We start from the raw sequence: 16,856 nt of genomic DNA on the forward strand, positions 1-16,856 counted from the left end.
CTGCGGGCCGTCGTGGGCCGGTCGCGCGGTTCCCCGCGCCCTGGGTTTCTCGGCGCATCCGCCGCTGGAGCGCGACGGCGTCCAGCCGCATCAATCAGCCCGTCCGGCGTTCGAGGACGAGGCCGTCCATACCGAAGCGGGGTTTGGGGGCGGCAGCCCCCGCGGGCAAGGGCGGCAGCCCCCGCGGCGAGGGCGGCAGCCCCCGCGGGCAAGGGCGGCAGCCCCCGCGGCGAGGGCGGCAGCCCCCGAGGGCGAGCGCTTCGGCGGGCGGCCACCCCTCAGCCGGGCCCCCTTGGAGAATCCTCCAGTCGGTGCATCCGGCTACGCTGACCCCCGTGAAGGTCCTCGTCATCGGCAGCGGCGCCCGCGAACACGCCCTGTGCCGCTCTCTGTCCCTCGATTCCGACGTCACCGCGCTGCACTGCGCCCCCGGCAACGCCGGTATCGGCGAGGTCGCCGAGCTGCACCGGGTCGACGCGCTGGACGGTGCTGCCGTCAGCGCCCTGGCCCGGGAGCTCGGCGCCGACCTCGTCGTCGTGGGCCCGGAGGCCCCGCTCGTCGCCGGGGTCGCCGACGCCGTGCGCGAGGCGGGTATCCCGGTCTTCGGCCCCTCCGGGGAGGCCGCGCAGATCGAGGGGTCCAAGGCGTTCGCCAAGGCCGTGATGGCGGCGGCCGGAGTGCCCACCGCCCGTTCGTACGTTTGCACAGACGCCGACGAGGTCGCCGAGGCCCTCGACGCCTTCGGAGCGCCGTACGTCGTGAAGGACGACGGGCTCGCCGCCGGCAAGGGCGTCGTCGTCACCGACGACCTGGCCGCCGCCACGGCGCACGCCGCCGAGTGCGACCGTGTCGTCATCGAGGAGTTCCTCGACGGCCCCGAGGTGTCCCTCTTCGCGATCACCGACGGGGTGACGGTCCTCCCGCTGCAGCCCGCCCAGGACTTCAAGCGCGCCCTGGACGGGGACCAGGGGCCGAACACCGGCGGCATGGGGGCCTACTCCCCGCTGCCCTGGGCCGACCCCAAGCTGGTCGACGAGGTGATGGAGACCGTTCTCCAGCCGACCGTCGACGAGATGCGGCGGCGCGGTACCCCGTTCTCCGGTCTCCTCTACGCCGGCCTCGCGATCACCTCGCGCGGTGTCCGGGTCATCGAGTTCAACGCCCGCTTCGGCGACCCCGAGACCCAGGTGGTCCTCGCCCGCCTGAAGACCCCGCTGGCCGGTGTCCTGCTCGCCGCCGCGAACGGCACCCTCGACGACCTCCCGCCGCTGCGCTGGCGCGACGACGCCGCGGTGACCGTGGTGGTCGCCTCCCACAACTACCCGGACACCCCGCGCACCGGTGACCCCATCACCGGTCTCGACACGGTGGCCGCCGAGGACGCCCCGCACGCCTATGTCCTGCACGCGGGGACGAAGCGGGACGGCGAGGCGGTCGTCAGCGCCGGTGGCCGCGTTCTCTCGGTGACCGCGACCGGTCAGGATCTGACGCAGGCGCGCGAGCGGGCGTATGCGGCCGTGGCGCGGATCGGGCTGGACGGATCCCAGCACCGTACGGACATCGCGGCGAAGGCGGCGGCCGAGGCGGTCGAGACGGCCGAGACGGCCGAGGCCTGAGCGCCCTCCGGGCGTGCTCGAAGCGTGCGCCACTCCTGTTCAGGCCCCGGACCCCGAAAATCCGGGGCCTGATCGTTGCTGTCTGTCGATCACCTCTGACCAAAGCCATTCCATCGAGTGACCGATGCCCCATCCGGCTGACGGGGGCCGAGGCCCCAACTAGGGTGCGGCGCAAGCGTTCCGGCACTTGGCCCACCGGCATTGCGATGTCAGTGGCGGGTGCCACAGTGGGGGAGTGAGCAACAGCCAGGACGGCGCCAGGACAGCAGGGAGGGGGTGAGGTCCGGACGTGACCAGTACCGGTATCGGTGTGGAGGCGGGAGCGCAGGCAGCGCGTAGCCGGGCCCTTGCCGTGCTGCGCATCCGCGGCCGGGCCCTGGCCGTGGCGCTGCTGCCCGCGGCGGCCACGGTGATCCTGCTGTCCGGCGGTTCCACCGGCCACTTCGTGGGCCGGGGCTGGGACACGGCCCGCTGGATCGTCGGCGTGCTCGCCGTCGTCGTCCTGCTGGCCGCCGCCGGTATCGCCCTGGTCGTGGCCCGCGCCCGGCCGGCCGTGAGCCCGACGGTCCCGATCGCCGAGACATCCGCCCCGGACCTGTACCGGATGGTGCGCGACCTCGCCGACCGCCTCGACGTTCCGGTGCCCTCCGCCATAGCGCTCACCCCGGACTGCGACAGCTGGCTGGAGGACCGTACCCACCCGGCGCACGGGCCGCCCGCGTCCAAGGGCGGCGACGAGCTCGGCAATCCGGGCCCGCACCGCCGTGTCCCGGCCGCCCCCGTGCTCGTCATCGGCTCCCCGTTCCTGTGGTGGATGCGCGTCGGCGAGCTGCGTGCGGTCCTCGCCCCGGTCGTCGCCGGTACCGGACCTTCGGCGCACCCGGACATAGCCGCCGCCCGCCGCTTCGTGCGCGGGCTGGACGCGGCGGTCGCCGTCTCCTCCACGACCGGCCGATGTCCGGCGACCCGCATGGTCTGCGCGGGCCTCGGCTGGGTGGCCCGGCTGCTGCTGCGGGGCTGCCGGGAGCACGCGGCGCTGATGGAGCGCGGGGTCGCCGCCGCGGCCGCCGAGCGCGCCCAGGCCGTGGACTACGGACTGCGGATCGTCGCCCAGGAGCAGGTCGGCCTCGCCTACGCCGGCTGGGACCGCCTTCTCACCCGGGTCGCGCTGCCCGCCTGGCGGATGGGCCGCTGGCCGTCCCGGCTGGACGCGGGCGTGGTCGCGGCGCTCACCGAGCTGTCCCGGCGCGACCGGCTGGCCGAGGGCTTCGCCTCCCGGCTCGGCGAGCGGCCCGCCTGCGACCTGCTGGAGGAGCCGGGCCTGGTGGACGAGGCCGCCTCGCTGCTCGCCGCCCGCCTGTTCCACGGCGGTCCCGCCGAGCCGGGTCCGGACTGGTCGCCGGTGGCCTGGCAGGAGTATCCGGACGAGGTCGTCGACCGCACCTGGCGCACCGAGGCGGCCCGGCTGCACCGCGTCCTGGACTCGCTCGGTGTCCGCGCCGCTCTCGACCCCGCGGCCCCCGATCCCGGCGGTCCCACCCTGGCCCGGGTCCTGGACCACCTGACCGACCCGGCCGCCCACCGCAGGCCCAAGGAGCTCCCGGCCTACGACGAGGACACCGAGGAAGCCACCGGTACCGAGCGCAGCGCCGCCCTGGCCGCCGGCCTCACCGCGGCTCTCGCCCGCGAGGAAGCCGCCGTCGTCCCCCCGCCGCCCGGCACGCCCGCAGCCGCCGGGCAGGGCCCCGACAGCGCCCTCTGGGACGACTGCGCGCTGCCCCTCTTCCCCCTCCAGCCCCCGCGCACCGCCCGCGAACTGCTCGCCGACCACGTCCGGGCGATGGTGTGCTGCGCGGCCGTGGACACCGCCGGAGCCACTCCCGGCCTGGACTGGCTCGACGGCCCGTCCCTGCTGGTCGACGGCGAGCGGGCCGCCGATCTGACGCCCAGAGTTCTCAGCCTCATCGAGGAGGGAGACCCGGCCCCGCTGCGGGCCTGGCTGGTCGAGTCCGGGATACGTCCCGAGAAGCCCGTACGGCTGGTCTGACCTCGGCGTTTCGACGCTTTAGCGGAGCGAACCGTTCCACTTCAGGCAAATTCGCAACGAACGGTGACCGGACGCGTGCGTTATGTGATGTGCTGGGACCGTTCGGTGAAATGGCAAGCGCATCCGACATAAGACAGACGCCACAGTCGCAGCGCACGCAGCACCACGACCGAGACCGAAACCGGGAACGAAGCAGGAACGAACCAGGCACAGTCCAGGCTCGACCAGAACAGAACAAGCTCGGCCACGAGCCCCCGCTTCACCGCACCACCGCACAACGACTCGTATCAGCACACTTCACGGGGGCACGAGGGAGGGGAGCCACCATGGCATCGGACCACATCCGCCGCTGGGAGTCGGGAGCACTCGCGCACGCCGTCACGGACCCCTTCGGCCTGGGTCCCGTCCCCTGGCTGCGCGGCAGCGAGACCTATTTCGACGACACCGGTCACGTCGTCCCCTGGTACGTCGACCCGAGCCGGCCACAGCCCACCGGCGAGAACCCGCGGATCCCCGCACCCCGCAGTGCGGTCGGCCCCCGCTCGGCGGACGACGTGCACCGGCAGATCAAAGGATTCACCTCGACCGGCGCGGTCTCCCCGGGCGAGGCCGTCGACTTCCACATCACCGTCGACCCGCCGCAGGAATTCAGCGTCGACATCTACCGCATCGGCCACTACGGCGGCGACGGCGCCGCCAAGATCACCACCAGCCCGCGGCTGTCCGGCATCGTGCAGCCGCCGCCGCTGGCCGCCGACCGTACGGTCTCCTGCCACCACTGGTGGCTGTCCTGGCGGTTGCAGGTCCCCTCGTACTGGAGCAACGGCGCGTACGTCGCCGTGCTCACCACGGCCGACGGCTACCGCTCCCACGTGCCCTTCACGATCCGCGACAACCACCCGGCCGACCTGCTCCTGCTGCTGCCGGACATCACCTGGCAGGCCTACAACCTCTACCCCGAGGACGGCCGCAGCGGCGCCAGCCTCTACCACGCCTGGGACGAGCGGGGCCGGCTGCTCGGCGAGGCCGACGCGGCGACCACCGTCTCCTTCGACCGGCCGTACGCGGGCGCGGGCCTGCCCCTGCACGTCGGCCACGCCTACGACTTCATCCGCTGGGCCGAGCGCTACGGCTACGACCTCGCCTACGCGGACGCCCGCGACCTGCACGCCGGCCGCGTCGACCCGGCCCGCTACCGGGGCCTGGTCTTCCCGGGACACGACGAGTACTGGTCCCCGCGGATGCGCCGTACGGTCGACCTGGCCCGGGACAGCGGCACCTCGCTGGTCTTCCTCTCCGCCAACACCATGTACTGGCAGGTGGAGTTGGGGCCGTCCCCGTCCGGGGTCGCGAACCGTCTGCTCACCTGCCGAAAACGCAAGGGCCCGGGCAAACCCGTGCTCTGGCGCGAGATCGACCGTCCCGAGCAGCAGACGGTCGGCATCCAGTACGCGGGCCGGGTGCCCGAGCCGCGTCCCCTGATCGTGCGCAACGCGGGCCACTGGCTCTGGGAGGCCAGCGGCGCGCAGGAGGGCGACGAACTGCCGGGTCTGGTGGCCGGTGAGGCCGACCGCTACTTCCCGCGCACCGCGCTGCCCGAGCACGAGGAGCGCATCCTGCTGTCGCACTCCCCCTACACCGACACCGACGGTGCCCTGCGCCACCAGGAGACCTCCCTCTACCGCGCCCCCTCCGGCGCCCTGGTCTTCGCCTCCGGGACCTTCGCCTGGTCACCGGCCCTGGACCGGCCCGGCCATGTCGACCCCCGTGTCCAGCGCGCCACCGCCAACCTCCTGGACCGCATCTGCAAACGGGACTGACCCAGTGTCCGACGACAACCCGGCATACGGGAGAATCGGGGGCACCTGTACAGAACCACGGGGAGGAACCGTGTCCGGATTCGTCGAAAAGCCCGAGCCCGTCGAGGTGCCGGGACTGGTGCATCTGCACACCGGCAAGGTGCGCGAGCTGTACCAGAACGCGGCCGGGGACCTCGTGATGGTCGCCAGCGACCGCTTGTCCGCGTACGACTGGGTGCTGCCGACCGAGATCCCCGACAAGGGCCGGGTGCTCACCCAGCTCTCCCTGTGGTGGTTCGACAAGCTCGCCGACCTCGCCCCCAACCACGTCATCAGCACCGAGCTGCCCGAGGGCGCCCCCGCCGACTGGGCGGGCCGCACCCTGGTCTGCAAGTCGCTGAAGATGCTCCCGGTCGAGTGCGTGGCGCGCGGCTATCTCACCGGCTCGGGCCTGGCCGAGTACCAGGACTCCCGTACGGTCTGCGGCCTCGCCCTGCCCGAGGGCCTGGTCGACGGCTCCGAGCTGCCCGCCCCGATCTTCACCCCGGCCACCAAGGCCGAGGTCGGCGAGCACGACGAGAACGTGTCGTACGAGGAGGTCGCCCGGCAGGTCGGCGCCGAGACGGCCGCCCAGCTGCGCCAGGCCACCCTCGCGGTGTACGGGCGGGCCCGGGACATCGCCCGGGACCGGGGGATCATCCTGGCCGACACCAAGTTCGAGTTCGGCCTGGAGCAGGGCGCCGACGGCGACGTCGCCCTGGTCCTCGCCGACGAGGTCCTCACCCCGGACTCCTCCCGCTTCTGGCCGGCCGACGAGTGGGAGCCGGGCCGGGCCCAGCCGTCGTTCGACAAGCAGTTCGTGCGCGACTGGCTGACCTCGGCCGAGTCCGGCTGGGACCGGAAGAGCGAGCAGCCCCCGCCGCCGCTGCCGCAGCGGGTGGTCGAGGCGACCCGGGCGAAGTACATCGAGGCGTACGAGCGGCTGACCGGCCAGAGCTGGAGCTGACCGCTCGAGGGGCCGCACAAAGGACTGCGTGAAGGACCGTACAAAGGACGGCGTCAAGGCAAGGGGGCCCTGCACGGCAGGGCCCACGCGAAAGGCCCCCGGTGGAAACCGGGGGCCTTTTTCGGAGCGGACGACGAGGCTCGAACTCGCGACCTCAACCTTGGCAAGGTTGCGCTCTACCAACTGAGCTACGTCCGCATGCGCCGTGGCGCGAGAGCAACTATACCCAACCTCGCTCCCGAGCGAGACGCACTGCCGTATGACGGTTCTCCGCACCGAGCTTGGTGACGGCCGAGGAGAGGTAGTTCCGTACGGTTCCCGGCGACAGCGCGGCTCGCTCGGCGATCTCCGCGACCGGCGCTCCGTCGGCCGCCAGTTCCAGCACCTCGGCCTCCCGGGCGGTCAGCGGCGAGTCGCCGGCGGAGATCGCGTCGGCGGCCAACTCGGGGTCGACGTAGCGGTTTCCCGCATGCACGGTACGGATGATCTCCGCGAGCCGCTGCGCACTGACCGTCTTCGGGACGAACCCCCGCACACCGGCGGCCAGGGCGCGTTTCAGGTGCCCGGGGCGGCCGTGACCGGTCACGATCAGCACCTGGCAGCCGGGCAGTTCGGCCCGCAGTGATGTGGCGACCTTCACACCGTCCGCCCCCGGCATCTGCAGATCCAGTACCGCCACGTCGGGCCGATGGGCCCGCGCCATGGCGAGCGCCTCGGGTCCGGTGGCCGCCTCCGCGACCACGACGAGGTCGTCCTCGAGGCCGAGCAGGGCGGCGAGCGCGCCCCGGATCAGATGCTCGTCGTCGGCGAGCAACAGCCGTACCGGAGAGGTCATGAGGTGACTCCGCTCACCTTCGCATCGGCCGTACGACCGGTCAGCGGCACCGAGGCCACCACCCGGAACCCGTCCGCCCCCACCGGCCCCGCCTCCAACGTGCCCTCCACCGCCGCGAGCCGCTCCCGCAGCCCGGCGATCCCGGACCCGCCACCCCCGCTCTTGCCGCCGGCCCGCCCGGCGACCCCGTCGTTCTCCACCGTCAGCACCACGCGTCCCTCCAGTACCCGCAGGCCCACCGTGCACTGTCCCGCGTCTCCGTGCCGCAGGACATTGGTGGTCGTCTCCCGTACCACCCAGCCGAGGGCCGACTGAACCTCGGCGGGCAGGCCCGCGGTGTCGCCGGTCACCGTGCAGTGGATGCCGGCCGCTGCCAACACGCCCTGAGCGCCCGCCAGTTCGGCCGCGAGGTCGGCGTCCCGGTAGCCCCGTACGACGGCCCGTACCTCCCGCTGCGACTCCTGGGCGATCCGCTGCACCTCGATCATCTGCTCCACGGCCTCGGGCCGTTCGCGGCGGACCAGCCGCACGGCCAGTTCGCTCTTGAGGGCGATGACGGCGAGGTTGCGGCCGAGCACGTCGTGCAGATCGCGGCCGAACCGCAGCCGTTCCTCGGCGACGGCGAGCCGGGCACGGGTCTCCCGGGCCTCGTCGAGTTCGTAGACGGCGTTCAGCAGCCAGACGGAGAAGCCCGAGGTGGCGGCGAGGCCGCCGCCGGCCATGAAGACCACGACCGCCGTGACCAGCGCGGCGATCCCGGGCACGCCGAGCGGGACGGAGACCACGGCCGCCCCGCCCGCGAAGCCCGCGATCAACGCCAGCGCCCGGTGCCGGTCGCGGACGCCGAGCGCCGTGGTGCCGGCCCCGAACGCCAGGATCCCCACGAACACGGTGGTCGCCGCGCTGTGCGTGTCGTCGCCCGGTCCGCCGTGCCCGCGCAGCACCAGGGCGGTGACGGCGAAGACGTAGGTGACCGCGCCGAGCACCCACAGCAGCCGCACCGGCTGTTCCCGGCGGCCCCGCGTCCAGTCCAGCGCCCGGGAGGCGGTCAGCGCGCAGAGCACCGCGTGGACGACGACCATCGCGGTCATCCAGCCCGAGAGCGCCGCCCTCACCTCCCCGAAGACCGGGAGTCCGATCGCGGTCACCTCGACCACCGCGAAGAAGTGGAACGACCAGCGTGTGTACGTCTCGACCTTGGCGGGCGTGGTCTTCGCCCGCCACCAGCCGCCTGCCCCGCTCATCCCCGGTCCCGTCCCGTCCCGTTCTGTGCCGTTCCGGCTCGTTCGCACTCAGCGCCGGGGTTCCCAGCGGAACCACCGCCGTACAGCAAACACCGCGACCACGGTCCAGGCCAGCGCGGTGAGGACCGTGCCCGTCGCCTGGTAGGCGCCGAGCTCGCCGGTCCAGCCCGCGCGGACCAGCCGGACGGCCGGGGAGAGCGGGAGGAATTCACAGACCGAGGCGAGGCGGTCGGGCAGGACGTCGGTGGGTACGGCGATGCCCGAGCCCAGCATCGAGACGAAGACCAGCGGCAGCGCGGTGACCTGGGCGCTCTCGGTGGTCCGGGTGACCACCGAGGTGAGCGCGGCGAGCGCGGCGCTGAGCAGCAGGCCCAGAAGCAGCCCGAGCAGGGTGAGATACGGCGCCTTCGGCGCGCCGGCGTCGAGGAGCACCGCGCAGCCGACGGCGAGCACCAGCGCCTGGGCCAGCCCCAGACAGAGGGCGGGCAGGGCGGTGCCGGCCAGGATCTCGGCGTCGGCCGGCTCGCCGCTGCGCAGCCGCTTGAGGACGAGCTCCTCGCGGCGGGCCACGTACGCGCTCACCAGGGACGTGTACACGGCGAAGAGGAAGGAGAACCCGGTCGCCGCGGTCAGCATCAGCGTGCCGACGTTCAGCCCCTGGGCCTTGAGGTCGATCTGGTCGATGGCGGGCCGCACACTGAACGGCAGTGCGAGCGGCACCAGCAGCGCGGTGAGCACCGCACCGCGATTGCGGCCGAGGAGCAGCAGCTCGGCGCGGCCGAGCGCTCCCAGCCGGCGCCGGGAGGCCGAGAGTGCCGCCCGGTGCCGGGACGCGGCGGGCATCGCGTCCCGGCGCCCGCCGAGGTCCACCGTGCTCATACGACCGCCTCCTTCGCGATTCCCAGGAACGCCTCCTCCAGCGAGGCCGACCGCACCTCCAGCCGGTCCAGCTCGACCCCGGACCGCTGGGCCCAGGTCAGCACTCCGGTGGCCGTCCGCTGCACTTCGCGGGTCCGCAGCCGTACGGCCCGGCCGTCGGTCTCGTGACCGCACACGCCCAGGGCGGCGAGCGGCGGCAGGTCGCCCACGAAGTAGCCGAGCGGCAGCTCGAAGGAGATCCGTGCGGGCCGGTCCGCGGTCACCTCGCCCGGTGTTCCGGTGGCCGCGATCCGCCCCTCGTGCAGGATGGCGAGCCGGTCGGCGAGGTCCTCGGCCTCTTCCAGGTAGTGCGTGGTGAGCAGGACGGCCGTTCCGGCGTCACGCAGGGATCGCACCAACTGCCAGGTGTCCCGGCGCCCTTCGGCGTCGAGGCCGGTCGTCGGCTCGTCCAGGAACAGCACCTCGGGCCGGCCGAGCAGCGCGAGCGCCAGGTCGAGGCGGCGCCGCTCACCGCCGGAGAGCTGCTTGACCCGGACGTCCGCCTTGCCGGCGAGCCCGACCAGGCCGAGCGCCTCGGCCGTGGGCCGGGCTCCGGTCGTACAGCCGGCCCACATCCGGACGGTCTCGCCGGCGGTCAGCTCGGACGGGAAGCCGCCCTCCTGGAGCATCACGCCGGTGCGCGGCCGTACGGCGGCCCGCTCCCGGTGCGGATCGTGGCCCAGCACCCGGACCCGGCCCCCGGTCGGCGGTGCGAGGCCCTCCAGCAGTTCGACCGTGGAGGTCTTGCCGGCGCCGTTGGTGCCGAGGAGCGCGAAGATCTCCCCACGGCCCACCGAGAAGGTGATTCCACGGACCGCCTCGAACCCGCCCCCGTAGGCACGCCGGAGGTCTGTGACCTCAATCACGTGTTCGTTGTCTTCGATGGCTTCCATGGAACGAGCGTCCCCGGCGCCCGGGCCCGGCAGCAGTGCGCGGTGTCATCACTCCACATGACAAATGTCAGAGCCCGCGATGGGGACCGAAGGCGCACGAAAAAACCCCAGTCGTATGACTGGGGTTTCTCCTACGAGCTGGAGCGGACGACGAGGCTCGAACTCGCGACCTCAACCTTGGCAAGGTTGCGCTCTACCAACTGAGCTACGTCCGCACTGCTCCCGACCGGCTCCCACCGATCGGTGCGAGCACCAGCCTACCTGATCCACAAGCATGACCAGGACCGGCGGTGCAGAGCGGGTGACAGGAATTGCACACTGCGCCTTCCCCCTGGAAGGGGGATGTTCTGCTACTGAACTACACCCGCATGTACTCCGTGGGTTTCGACCTTTCGGCGTGCCCCTCGGCGTGCTCCAGACATTAGCTGATCAGCAGGGGGGTAGCGCAAGTCGGCTGTCCTCGGGGGCCGGTGACGGTCCCTGAGGACAGCCCGAGCCGCGCCTCACTGCGCGGCGCTGAACGCCTCGTAGACCTTCTTCGGGATGCGACCGCGCGCCGGGACATCCATCTTGTTCGCCTGTGCCCAGGCGCGGACGGCCGCCGGGTCGGGGGCGACCTCCGTCTGCTTGTACGCCTTGCCCGACTTCGACCGCTTGCGGCCGGCCGTCACGTACGGCTCCAGGGCCTTACGCAGTTCCTTGGCGTTGGCTTGATTCAGATCGATCTCGTACGACTTGCCGTCGAGTCCGAAGGCGATCGTTTCCGCCGCTTCCGAGCCGTCGATGTCGTCAAAGAGAGTGACCACGACCTTCTGCGCCACGAATATCGGTCCCTTCGTGTGGCACGTCTATACAGCTCATCGACGATGACGCGATGGCGGAGATGACGTGCCGAGTATCGGCTATTGCCAATTCATTTGTACAGTGCCTGGCAATACAAAGTGAAGCCCGACTAAATCCGTCCGCGTGTCCCGGACGCAATAGATGTCGTGGGCGAACCCGGGGAACTTTCCCAGAACTTTTCGTGTGGATCCCCCGCTGTCACCCGATCGTGATGCGGCTCACGTAGTTTCCTACAACTCTACCCGCGTAGAAATTTTGTGCGGGTAGTCTGAAGACGCCTGTCGGAGCACCGGCGGGTAACTGCTCAGCAGCCAGCACCACAACACCGGGAGTGCCAGTGGCACGCGTCGTAGTCGACGTCATGCTCAAGCCGGAGATCCTCGACCCCCAGGGCCAGGCGGTCCAGCGTGCGCTGCCGCGCCTGGGTTTCGAAGGCATCTCCGATGTCCGTCAGGGAAAGCGATTCGAACTGGAAGTTGACGGGCCGGTCGACGAGGCCGCGCTCGCCCGCATCCACGATCTTGCGGAATCCTTCCTCGCCAACACGGTGATCGAGGACTTCACCGTTCGGGTGGATGAAGTCGCGGAGGCGGCCAAGTGACCGCTCGTATTGGCGTCGTCACTTTCCCGGGAAGTCTCGACGACCGGGACACCCAGCGTGCGATCCGGCTCGCGGGTGCCGAACCGGTGGCCCTCTGGCACAAGGACAAGGACCTCCACCAGGTCGACGCGGTGGTCCTCCCGGGCGGTTTCTCCTACGGCGACTATCTGCGGGCCGGCGCCATCTCCCGTTTCTCGCCGGTGATGGAGACCCTCATCGAGCAGGCGAAGGCCGGCCTCCCGGTCCTCGGTATCTGCAACGGCTTCCAGGTCCTCACCGAGGCCCATCTGCTCCCGGGCGCGATGCTCGGCAACAACCACCTCCACTTCATCTGCCGCGACCAGAAGCTGCGGGTGGAGAACGCGGGGACCGCCTGGACCGGCGACTACCGCGAGGGCCAGGAGATCCACATTCCGCTGAAGAACATGGACGGCCGGTACGTCGCCGACGAGTACACGCTGGACAAGCTTGAGGCCGAGGGCCGGGTGGTCTTCCGCTACCTAGACCTCAACCCCAACGGCAGCCTCCGCGACATCGCCGGCATCACCAACGAGGCCGGGAACGTCGTAGGCCTGATGCCGCACCCGGAGCACGCCGTCGAGCCGCTCATCGGCAGCGGCCGCACCGACGGTCTGCCCTTCTTCACCTCGATCCTCAAGAAGCTGGTCAACGCATGAGCCGGACGCCTCTGGACACGGTCGAGCACGCGGCCGCGACCCCCGACGTCGAGCTGCCCTGGGCCGAACTCGGCCTGAAGAAGGACGAGTACGAGCGGGTGGTGGAGATCCTCGGCCGCCGTCCGACCGGCGCCGAACTCGCCATGTACTCGGTGATGTGGTCCGAGCACTGCTCGTACAAGTCCTCCAAGGTCCACCTCCGCCAGTTCGGCGAGAAGGCCCCGCAGAGCGACGCGCTGCTGGTGGGCATCGGCGAGAACGCGGGCGTCGTCGACGTCGGCCAGGGCTACGCGGTCACCTTCAAGGTCGAGTCGCACAACCACCCGTCGTACGTCGAGCCCTACCAGGGCGCCGCGACCGGCGTCGGCGGCATCGTCCGCGACATCATCGCGATGGGCGCCCGCCCGGTCGCCGTGGTCGACCCGCTGCGCTTCGGCGCCGCCGACCACCCCGACACCAAGCGGGTGCTGCCCGGCGTCGTCGCCGGCATCGGCGGCTACGGCAACTGCCTGGGCCTGCCCAACATCGGCGGCGAGGTCGTCTTCGACGCCTGCTACCAGGGCAACCCGCTGGTCAACGCCGGTGCCATCGGTGTGATGCGGCACGAGGACATCCACCTCGCCAAGGCCTCCGGCGCGGGCAACCAGGTCATCCTGTACGGCGCCAGGACCGGCGGCGACGGCATCGGCGGCGCGTCGATCCTGGCGAGCGAGACCTTCGACGACGCCAAGCCGTCGAAGCGCCCGGCGGTGCAGGTCGGCGACCCGTTCCAGGAGAAGCTCCTGATCGAGTGCACGCTGGAAGCCTTCGCCGAGAAGCTGGTCGTCGGCATCCAGGACCTGGGCGCGGCGGGCCTGTCCTGCGCCACCAGCGAACTGGCGTCGAACGGCTCCGGCGGCATGACCGTCACCCTCGACGACGTACCGCTGCGCGACTCGACCCTCTCGCCCGAGGAAATCCTCATGAGCGAGTCGCAGGAACGCATGTGCGCGGTCGTGGAGCCGGCGAAGGTCGAGCGCTTCCTGGAGATCTGCGAGAAGTGGGACGTCATCGCCACCGTCATCGGTGAGGTGACCGACGGCGACCGCCTCGAGATCTTCTGGCACGGCGAGAAGATCGTGGACGTCGACCCGCGCACGGTCGCGCACGACGGCCCGGTCTACGAGCGCCCGTACGCCCGCCCGTCCTGGCAGGACGCCCTGCAGGCGGACGACGCGAACAAGCTGGCCCGGCCGGCCACCGCCGAGGAGCTGAAGGACCAGGTCCTGAAGCTGGTCGGCTCCCCCAACCAGGCCTCCAAGAAGTGGATCACCTCGCAGTACGACCACTTCGTGCAGGGCAACACCGTCCTCGCCCAGCCGGAGGACTCCGGCATGATCCGCGTGGACGAGGAGACCGGCCTCGGGGTCGCGATCGCGACGGACGGCAACGGCCGCTTCGCCAAGCTGGACCCGTACGCGGGCGCCCAGCTGGCGCTGGCCGAGGCCTACCGGAACGTGGCGACGACCGGCGCGAAGCCCCTCGCCGTCTCCGACTGCCTGAACTTCGGTTCGCCGGAGGACCCGGCGGTGATGTGGCAGTTCGCCGAGGCGGTACGCGGTCTGGCGGACGGCTGTCTGCAGCTGGGCACCCCGGTGACCGGCGGCAACGTCTCGCTCTACAACCAGACCGGCGAGGCGGCCATCCACCCCACCCCGGTGGTCGCCGTCCTCGGCGTGATCGACGACGTCGCCCGGCGCACGCCGGTCGCCTTCCAGGAGGACGGGCAGCTGCTCTACCTCCTCGGTGACACCCGCGAGGAGTTCGGCGGTTCGGCCTGGTCCCAGGTCGTCCACGACCACCTGGGCGGCCTGCCGCCGAAGGTCGACCTGGAGCGCGAGCGCCTCCTGGCCGAGATCCTGATCTCCGCGTCCCGCGACGGCATGATCGACTCGGCGCACGACCTGTCCGACGGCGGTCTGATCCAGGCGGTCGTGGAGTCGGCGCTGCTCGGCGGCAAGGGCGCGCGTCTGGTCGTACCGGACGGGCTCGACGCCTTCACGTTCCTCCTCTCCGAGTCGGCCGGGCGCGCGATCGTCGCGGTGCCGCGCTCGGAGGAGGTCCGCTTCAACGACATGTGCGGCGCGCGCGGCCTGCCGGTGGCCCGCATCGGTGTCGTGGACGGCGAGTCGGTGGAGATCCAGGGCGAGTTCGAGCTCTCGCTGGCGGAACTCCGCGAGGCCCACGAGGGCACGATCGAGGCGCTGCTCGCGTAGCCGGCGCCGGTCGTACGGCCCTGCCTGTGCCTAGCGGACGGGCAGGGCCGTTTTGCGTGCAGGACGCCCTCGGACACTCCATCCTTCTGACATGTACTTGCGTGATGTCACCCCGGACGACGTGGACGCCTACGTCCGCATGCGCTGCGACCCCGTCATGATGCGGGACCTCGGCGGGCCGTTGCCCAGCGACGGCATGAGGGACAAGGTGCGCCGGGACGCCGAGGCGGCGGCGGCCGGCACCTCCTGGATCAAGATGATCGTCCCCGATCCGGGTGTCCCCGAGGTCGTCGCGGGCCATGTCTGCGTCTGGGCGCACGACGAGGGCGGGGAGCCGGTCTCGGAGATCGGCTGGATGGTCCTCCCCGAGTTCCAGGGCCGCGGCCTCGGCAAGCTCGCCACCCGCACCCTCCTCCGACAGGCCCGGGACGAGGGCCGCTGGGGAGACATCCATGCCTTCCCGGCGACGGCCAACGGCCCCTCGAACGGCATCTGCCGATCCCTCGGCTTCCGGCTCCTCGGGGAGATCGACGTCGACTTCGCGGACCGGGTCATCCACAGCAACCACTGGGTGATCACCCCGGCCGCCGACCTCGCCCCCTGACCGCGAGCCCGGCAGTCTCCGGATCGGTGCCGAGGGCCTGGACCGCGCCGGGATCGCGCAGCACTGCCGGACCGAGGGAATACGCTCACCGCCATGCCTCCCGCCAAGAAGCGCACCAGGACGTACGACCCGGCCCGAACCAGAACGGCGGTCCTCGCCCAGTTCGCCCACGTGCGGGACGCCGTCCGTACGCTCACCCCCGAGCAGCTCGCGCTCCCCACCCGGCTCGGCGAGTGGACCGTACGGGACCTCGTCGCCCATATCGGGATGGCGGTCACCGCCGTCCACCGGGCCCTGGCCGAGCCCGAGCCGGCCACGGCGGACGCGGCTCCTCTCGACTGGCCCTTCCGGACCGCCGTCAACTCCTCGGCGATCTCCGACTTCACCCGGCGGCTCGCCGACGGCCACCCCGATCTCGACGCCTACCTCGCCGAGGCCGACGACAGTCTCCGTGCCCTGCTCGCCGCCCACCCCGGCACCCGGCTGCTCGCCACCAGCGCCGGCGCGATGTCCCTGGACGACTACCTGGTCACCCGGACCGTCGAGCTGGTCGTCCACACCGACGACCTCAACGCGGCCGTCGCGGGACCGGAGGTGCCGTTCGACCGGCAGGCCCTGGCCGCCTGCACCCGGCTGCTCGCCGACGCGCTCGCGGTCAAGGCGCCCGGCGGCTCCACCGAGGTGCGCGTGCCGCCGTACGCCGTGGTGCAGTGCGTCGAAGGTCCCCGGCACACCCGGGGCACCCCGCCGAACGTCGTCGAGACCGATCCGCTCACCTGGATCCGGCTGGCCACCGGACGGCTGGGGTGGCCGGAGGCGCTGGCGGACGCCAAGGTCAGCGCCAGCGGCGAGCGGGCGGACATCGGGGCCCTGCTGCCCCTCATGAGCTGAGGGAACCGATCATCCGGGGTGTTCCGTCGAACCGGCATGTACGGGTACAAGCAGCGCACGCAGCACAGGACCCTGACCATGACGGCCGCCGCCGTGCTCGTCCCGCTCGCGGTGGCCTGCGGCGGTGAGAAAGCCGGTGTCTCCGTGGGCTCCCAGCCACCGGTGACCGGGATCGAGTGGACCGTCGACAGCGTCACCGTGGACGGCACCACCCGGCGCGCCCCGGCATCCGCCCACGTGAAGATCGACGACGGCAGGGCCGCCGGCAGCTACGGGTGCAACCAGTTCAGCGCCACGGCGAAGGTCACGGACGACCGGATCCGGCTGAGCAACGCCCGCACCACCCGCATGGCCTGCGACAACACCCGCATGACCTTCGAGCGCGCCCTCGCCCGCACCCTCACCGCGGGACCGCTCACCACCCGGGCCGACGGCAGGAAACTCACCCTCACCACCGACGGCGGCGACCGGGTCGAGCTGTCCAGGAAGTGACCTCCGGTGCCCCGAATGATGTGCGACACCTCACTCAGAGATACGGTGTGAGGGGGTTGCGCGGGCACAGGTGCGCACGAACGTGCCCCGGCTGGAGATTCCTCCCACCGCGCTGACCAGCGGAAATGGAGAAAC

General features: G+C 71.7%; 15 protein-coding genes and 3 tRNA genes. 10 read left to right on the forward strand and 8 right to left on the reverse strand.

Going from position 1 to position 16,856, the window contains the following annotated elements; all coding sequences use genetic code 11:
* The first annotated feature begins 335 nt into the window (after window positions 1–335).
* From purD to ACWDGI_RS19805, 4 genes are all read left to right on the forward strand, one after another.
* The gene (purD, locus tag ACWDGI_RS19790) at window positions 336–1,616 is read left to right on the forward strand and encodes a phosphoribosylamine--glycine ligase (protein WP_450760655.1); all 1,281 of its coding nucleotides are present in this window, start codon (window positions 336–338) and stop codon (window positions 1,614–1,616) included.
* Window positions 1,617–1,905: 289 nt separating this feature from the next.
* Window positions 1,906–3,663 (forward strand): hypothetical protein, encoded by a 1,758-nt coding sequence (locus ACWDGI_RS19795; protein WP_450760657.1) that lies wholly within the window; start codon window positions 1,906–1,908, stop codon window positions 3,661–3,663.
* Between the two features lie 326 nt (window positions 3,664–3,989).
* On the forward strand, window positions 3,990–5,483 hold the full coding sequence (locus ACWDGI_RS19800) for a N,N-dimethylformamidase beta subunit family domain-containing protein (protein WP_450760659.1): 1,494 nt from the start codon (window positions 3,990–3,992) through the stop codon (window positions 5,481–5,483).
* Between the two features lie 70 nt (window positions 5,484–5,553).
* Window positions 5,554–6,468 carry a phosphoribosylaminoimidazolesuccinocarboxamide synthase gene (locus ACWDGI_RS19805; RefSeq protein ID WP_450760661.1) on the forward strand — a complete coding sequence of 305 codons (915 nt, stop codon included), beginning with the start codon at window positions 5,554–5,556 and terminating at the stop codon, window positions 6,466–6,468.
* A gap of 125 nt (window positions 6,469–6,593) precedes the next feature.
* Here ACWDGI_RS19805 and ACWDGI_RS19810 read toward each other — a convergent pair.
* From ACWDGI_RS19810 to ACWDGI_RS19845, 8 genes are all read right to left on the reverse strand, one after another.
* Window positions 6,594–6,666, reverse strand: a tRNA-Gly gene (locus ACWDGI_RS19810).
* A 22-nt stretch (window positions 6,667–6,688) separates the two neighbouring features.
* Entirely contained in the window at window positions 6,689–7,303 is a 615-nt protein-coding gene (locus ACWDGI_RS19815; RefSeq protein ID WP_351744512.1) for a response regulator transcription factor, read from the reverse strand.
* On the reverse strand, window positions 7,300–8,547 hold the full coding sequence (locus tag ACWDGI_RS19820) for a sensor histidine kinase (RefSeq protein ID WP_450760663.1): 1,248 nt from the start codon (window positions 8,545–8,547) through the stop codon (window positions 7,300–7,302). Before ACWDGI_RS19820 ends, ACWDGI_RS19815 begins: the two co-directional genes overlap by 4 nt.
* Before the next feature lie 48 nt (window positions 8,548–8,595).
* Window positions 8,596–9,390 (reverse strand): ABC transporter permease, encoded by a 795-nt coding sequence (locus ACWDGI_RS19825; protein ID WP_450760747.1) that lies wholly within the window; start codon window positions 9,388–9,390, stop codon window positions 8,596–8,598.
* Between the two features lie 32 nt (window positions 9,391–9,422).
* Window positions 9,423–10,358, reverse strand: a complete 936-nt coding sequence (locus tag ACWDGI_RS19830; protein WP_450760665.1) for an ABC transporter ATP-binding protein — start codon at window positions 10,356–10,358, stop codon at window positions 9,423–9,425.
* A 139-nt stretch (window positions 10,359–10,497) separates the two neighbouring features.
* Window positions 10,498–10,573 (reverse strand) — tRNA-Gly (locus ACWDGI_RS19835).
* Between the two features lie 81 nt (window positions 10,574–10,654).
* Window positions 10,655–10,726, reverse strand: a tRNA-Gly gene (locus ACWDGI_RS19840).
* Window positions 10,727–10,861: 135 nt separating this feature from the next.
* Window positions 10,862–11,179, reverse strand: a complete 318-nt coding sequence (locus ACWDGI_RS19845; RefSeq protein WP_351695523.1) for a histone-like nucleoid-structuring protein Lsr2 — start codon at window positions 11,177–11,179, stop codon at window positions 10,862–10,864.
* Window positions 11,180–11,538: 359 nt separating this feature from the next.
* On the opposite strand from ACWDGI_RS19845, the gene purS reads away from it, so the two are divergent.
* From purS to ACWDGI_RS19875, 6 genes are all read left to right on the forward strand, one after another.
* Entirely contained in the window at window positions 11,539–11,802 is a 264-nt protein-coding gene (gene purS / locus ACWDGI_RS19850) for a phosphoribosylformylglycinamidine synthase subunit PurS (protein ID WP_093501106.1), read from the forward strand.
* Window positions 11,799–12,479, forward strand: a complete 681-nt coding sequence (gene purQ / locus ACWDGI_RS19855) for a phosphoribosylformylglycinamidine synthase subunit PurQ (protein ID WP_450760668.1) — start codon at window positions 11,799–11,801, stop codon at window positions 12,477–12,479. Before purS ends, purQ begins: the two co-directional genes overlap by 4 nt.
* Window positions 12,476–14,734, forward strand: coding sequence for a phosphoribosylformylglycinamidine synthase subunit PurL (purL, locus tag ACWDGI_RS19860; protein WP_450760670.1), 2,259 nt, complete (start codon window positions 12,476–12,478; stop codon window positions 14,732–14,734). The genes purQ and purL overlap by 4 nt, the downstream gene beginning before the upstream one ends.
* Window positions 14,735–14,825: 91 nt before the next feature.
* Window positions 14,826–15,338, forward strand: coding sequence for a GNAT family N-acetyltransferase (locus tag ACWDGI_RS19865; RefSeq protein ID WP_450760672.1), 513 nt, complete (start codon window positions 14,826–14,828; stop codon window positions 15,336–15,338).
* A 93-nt stretch (window positions 15,339–15,431) separates the two neighbouring features.
* Entirely contained in the window at window positions 15,432–16,229 is a 798-nt protein-coding gene (locus ACWDGI_RS19870; RefSeq protein ID WP_450760674.1) for a sterol carrier family protein, read from the forward strand.
* Window positions 16,230–16,247: 18 nt separating this feature from the next.
* Window positions 16,248–16,721 carry an META domain-containing protein gene (locus ACWDGI_RS19875; protein ID WP_450760676.1) on the forward strand — a complete coding sequence of 158 codons (474 nt, stop codon included), beginning with the start codon at window positions 16,248–16,250 and terminating at the stop codon, window positions 16,719–16,721.
* Window positions 16,722–16,856 lie beyond the last annotated feature (135 nt).

It is taken from the genome of Streptomyces sp. NPDC001220 (assembly GCF_053597895.1).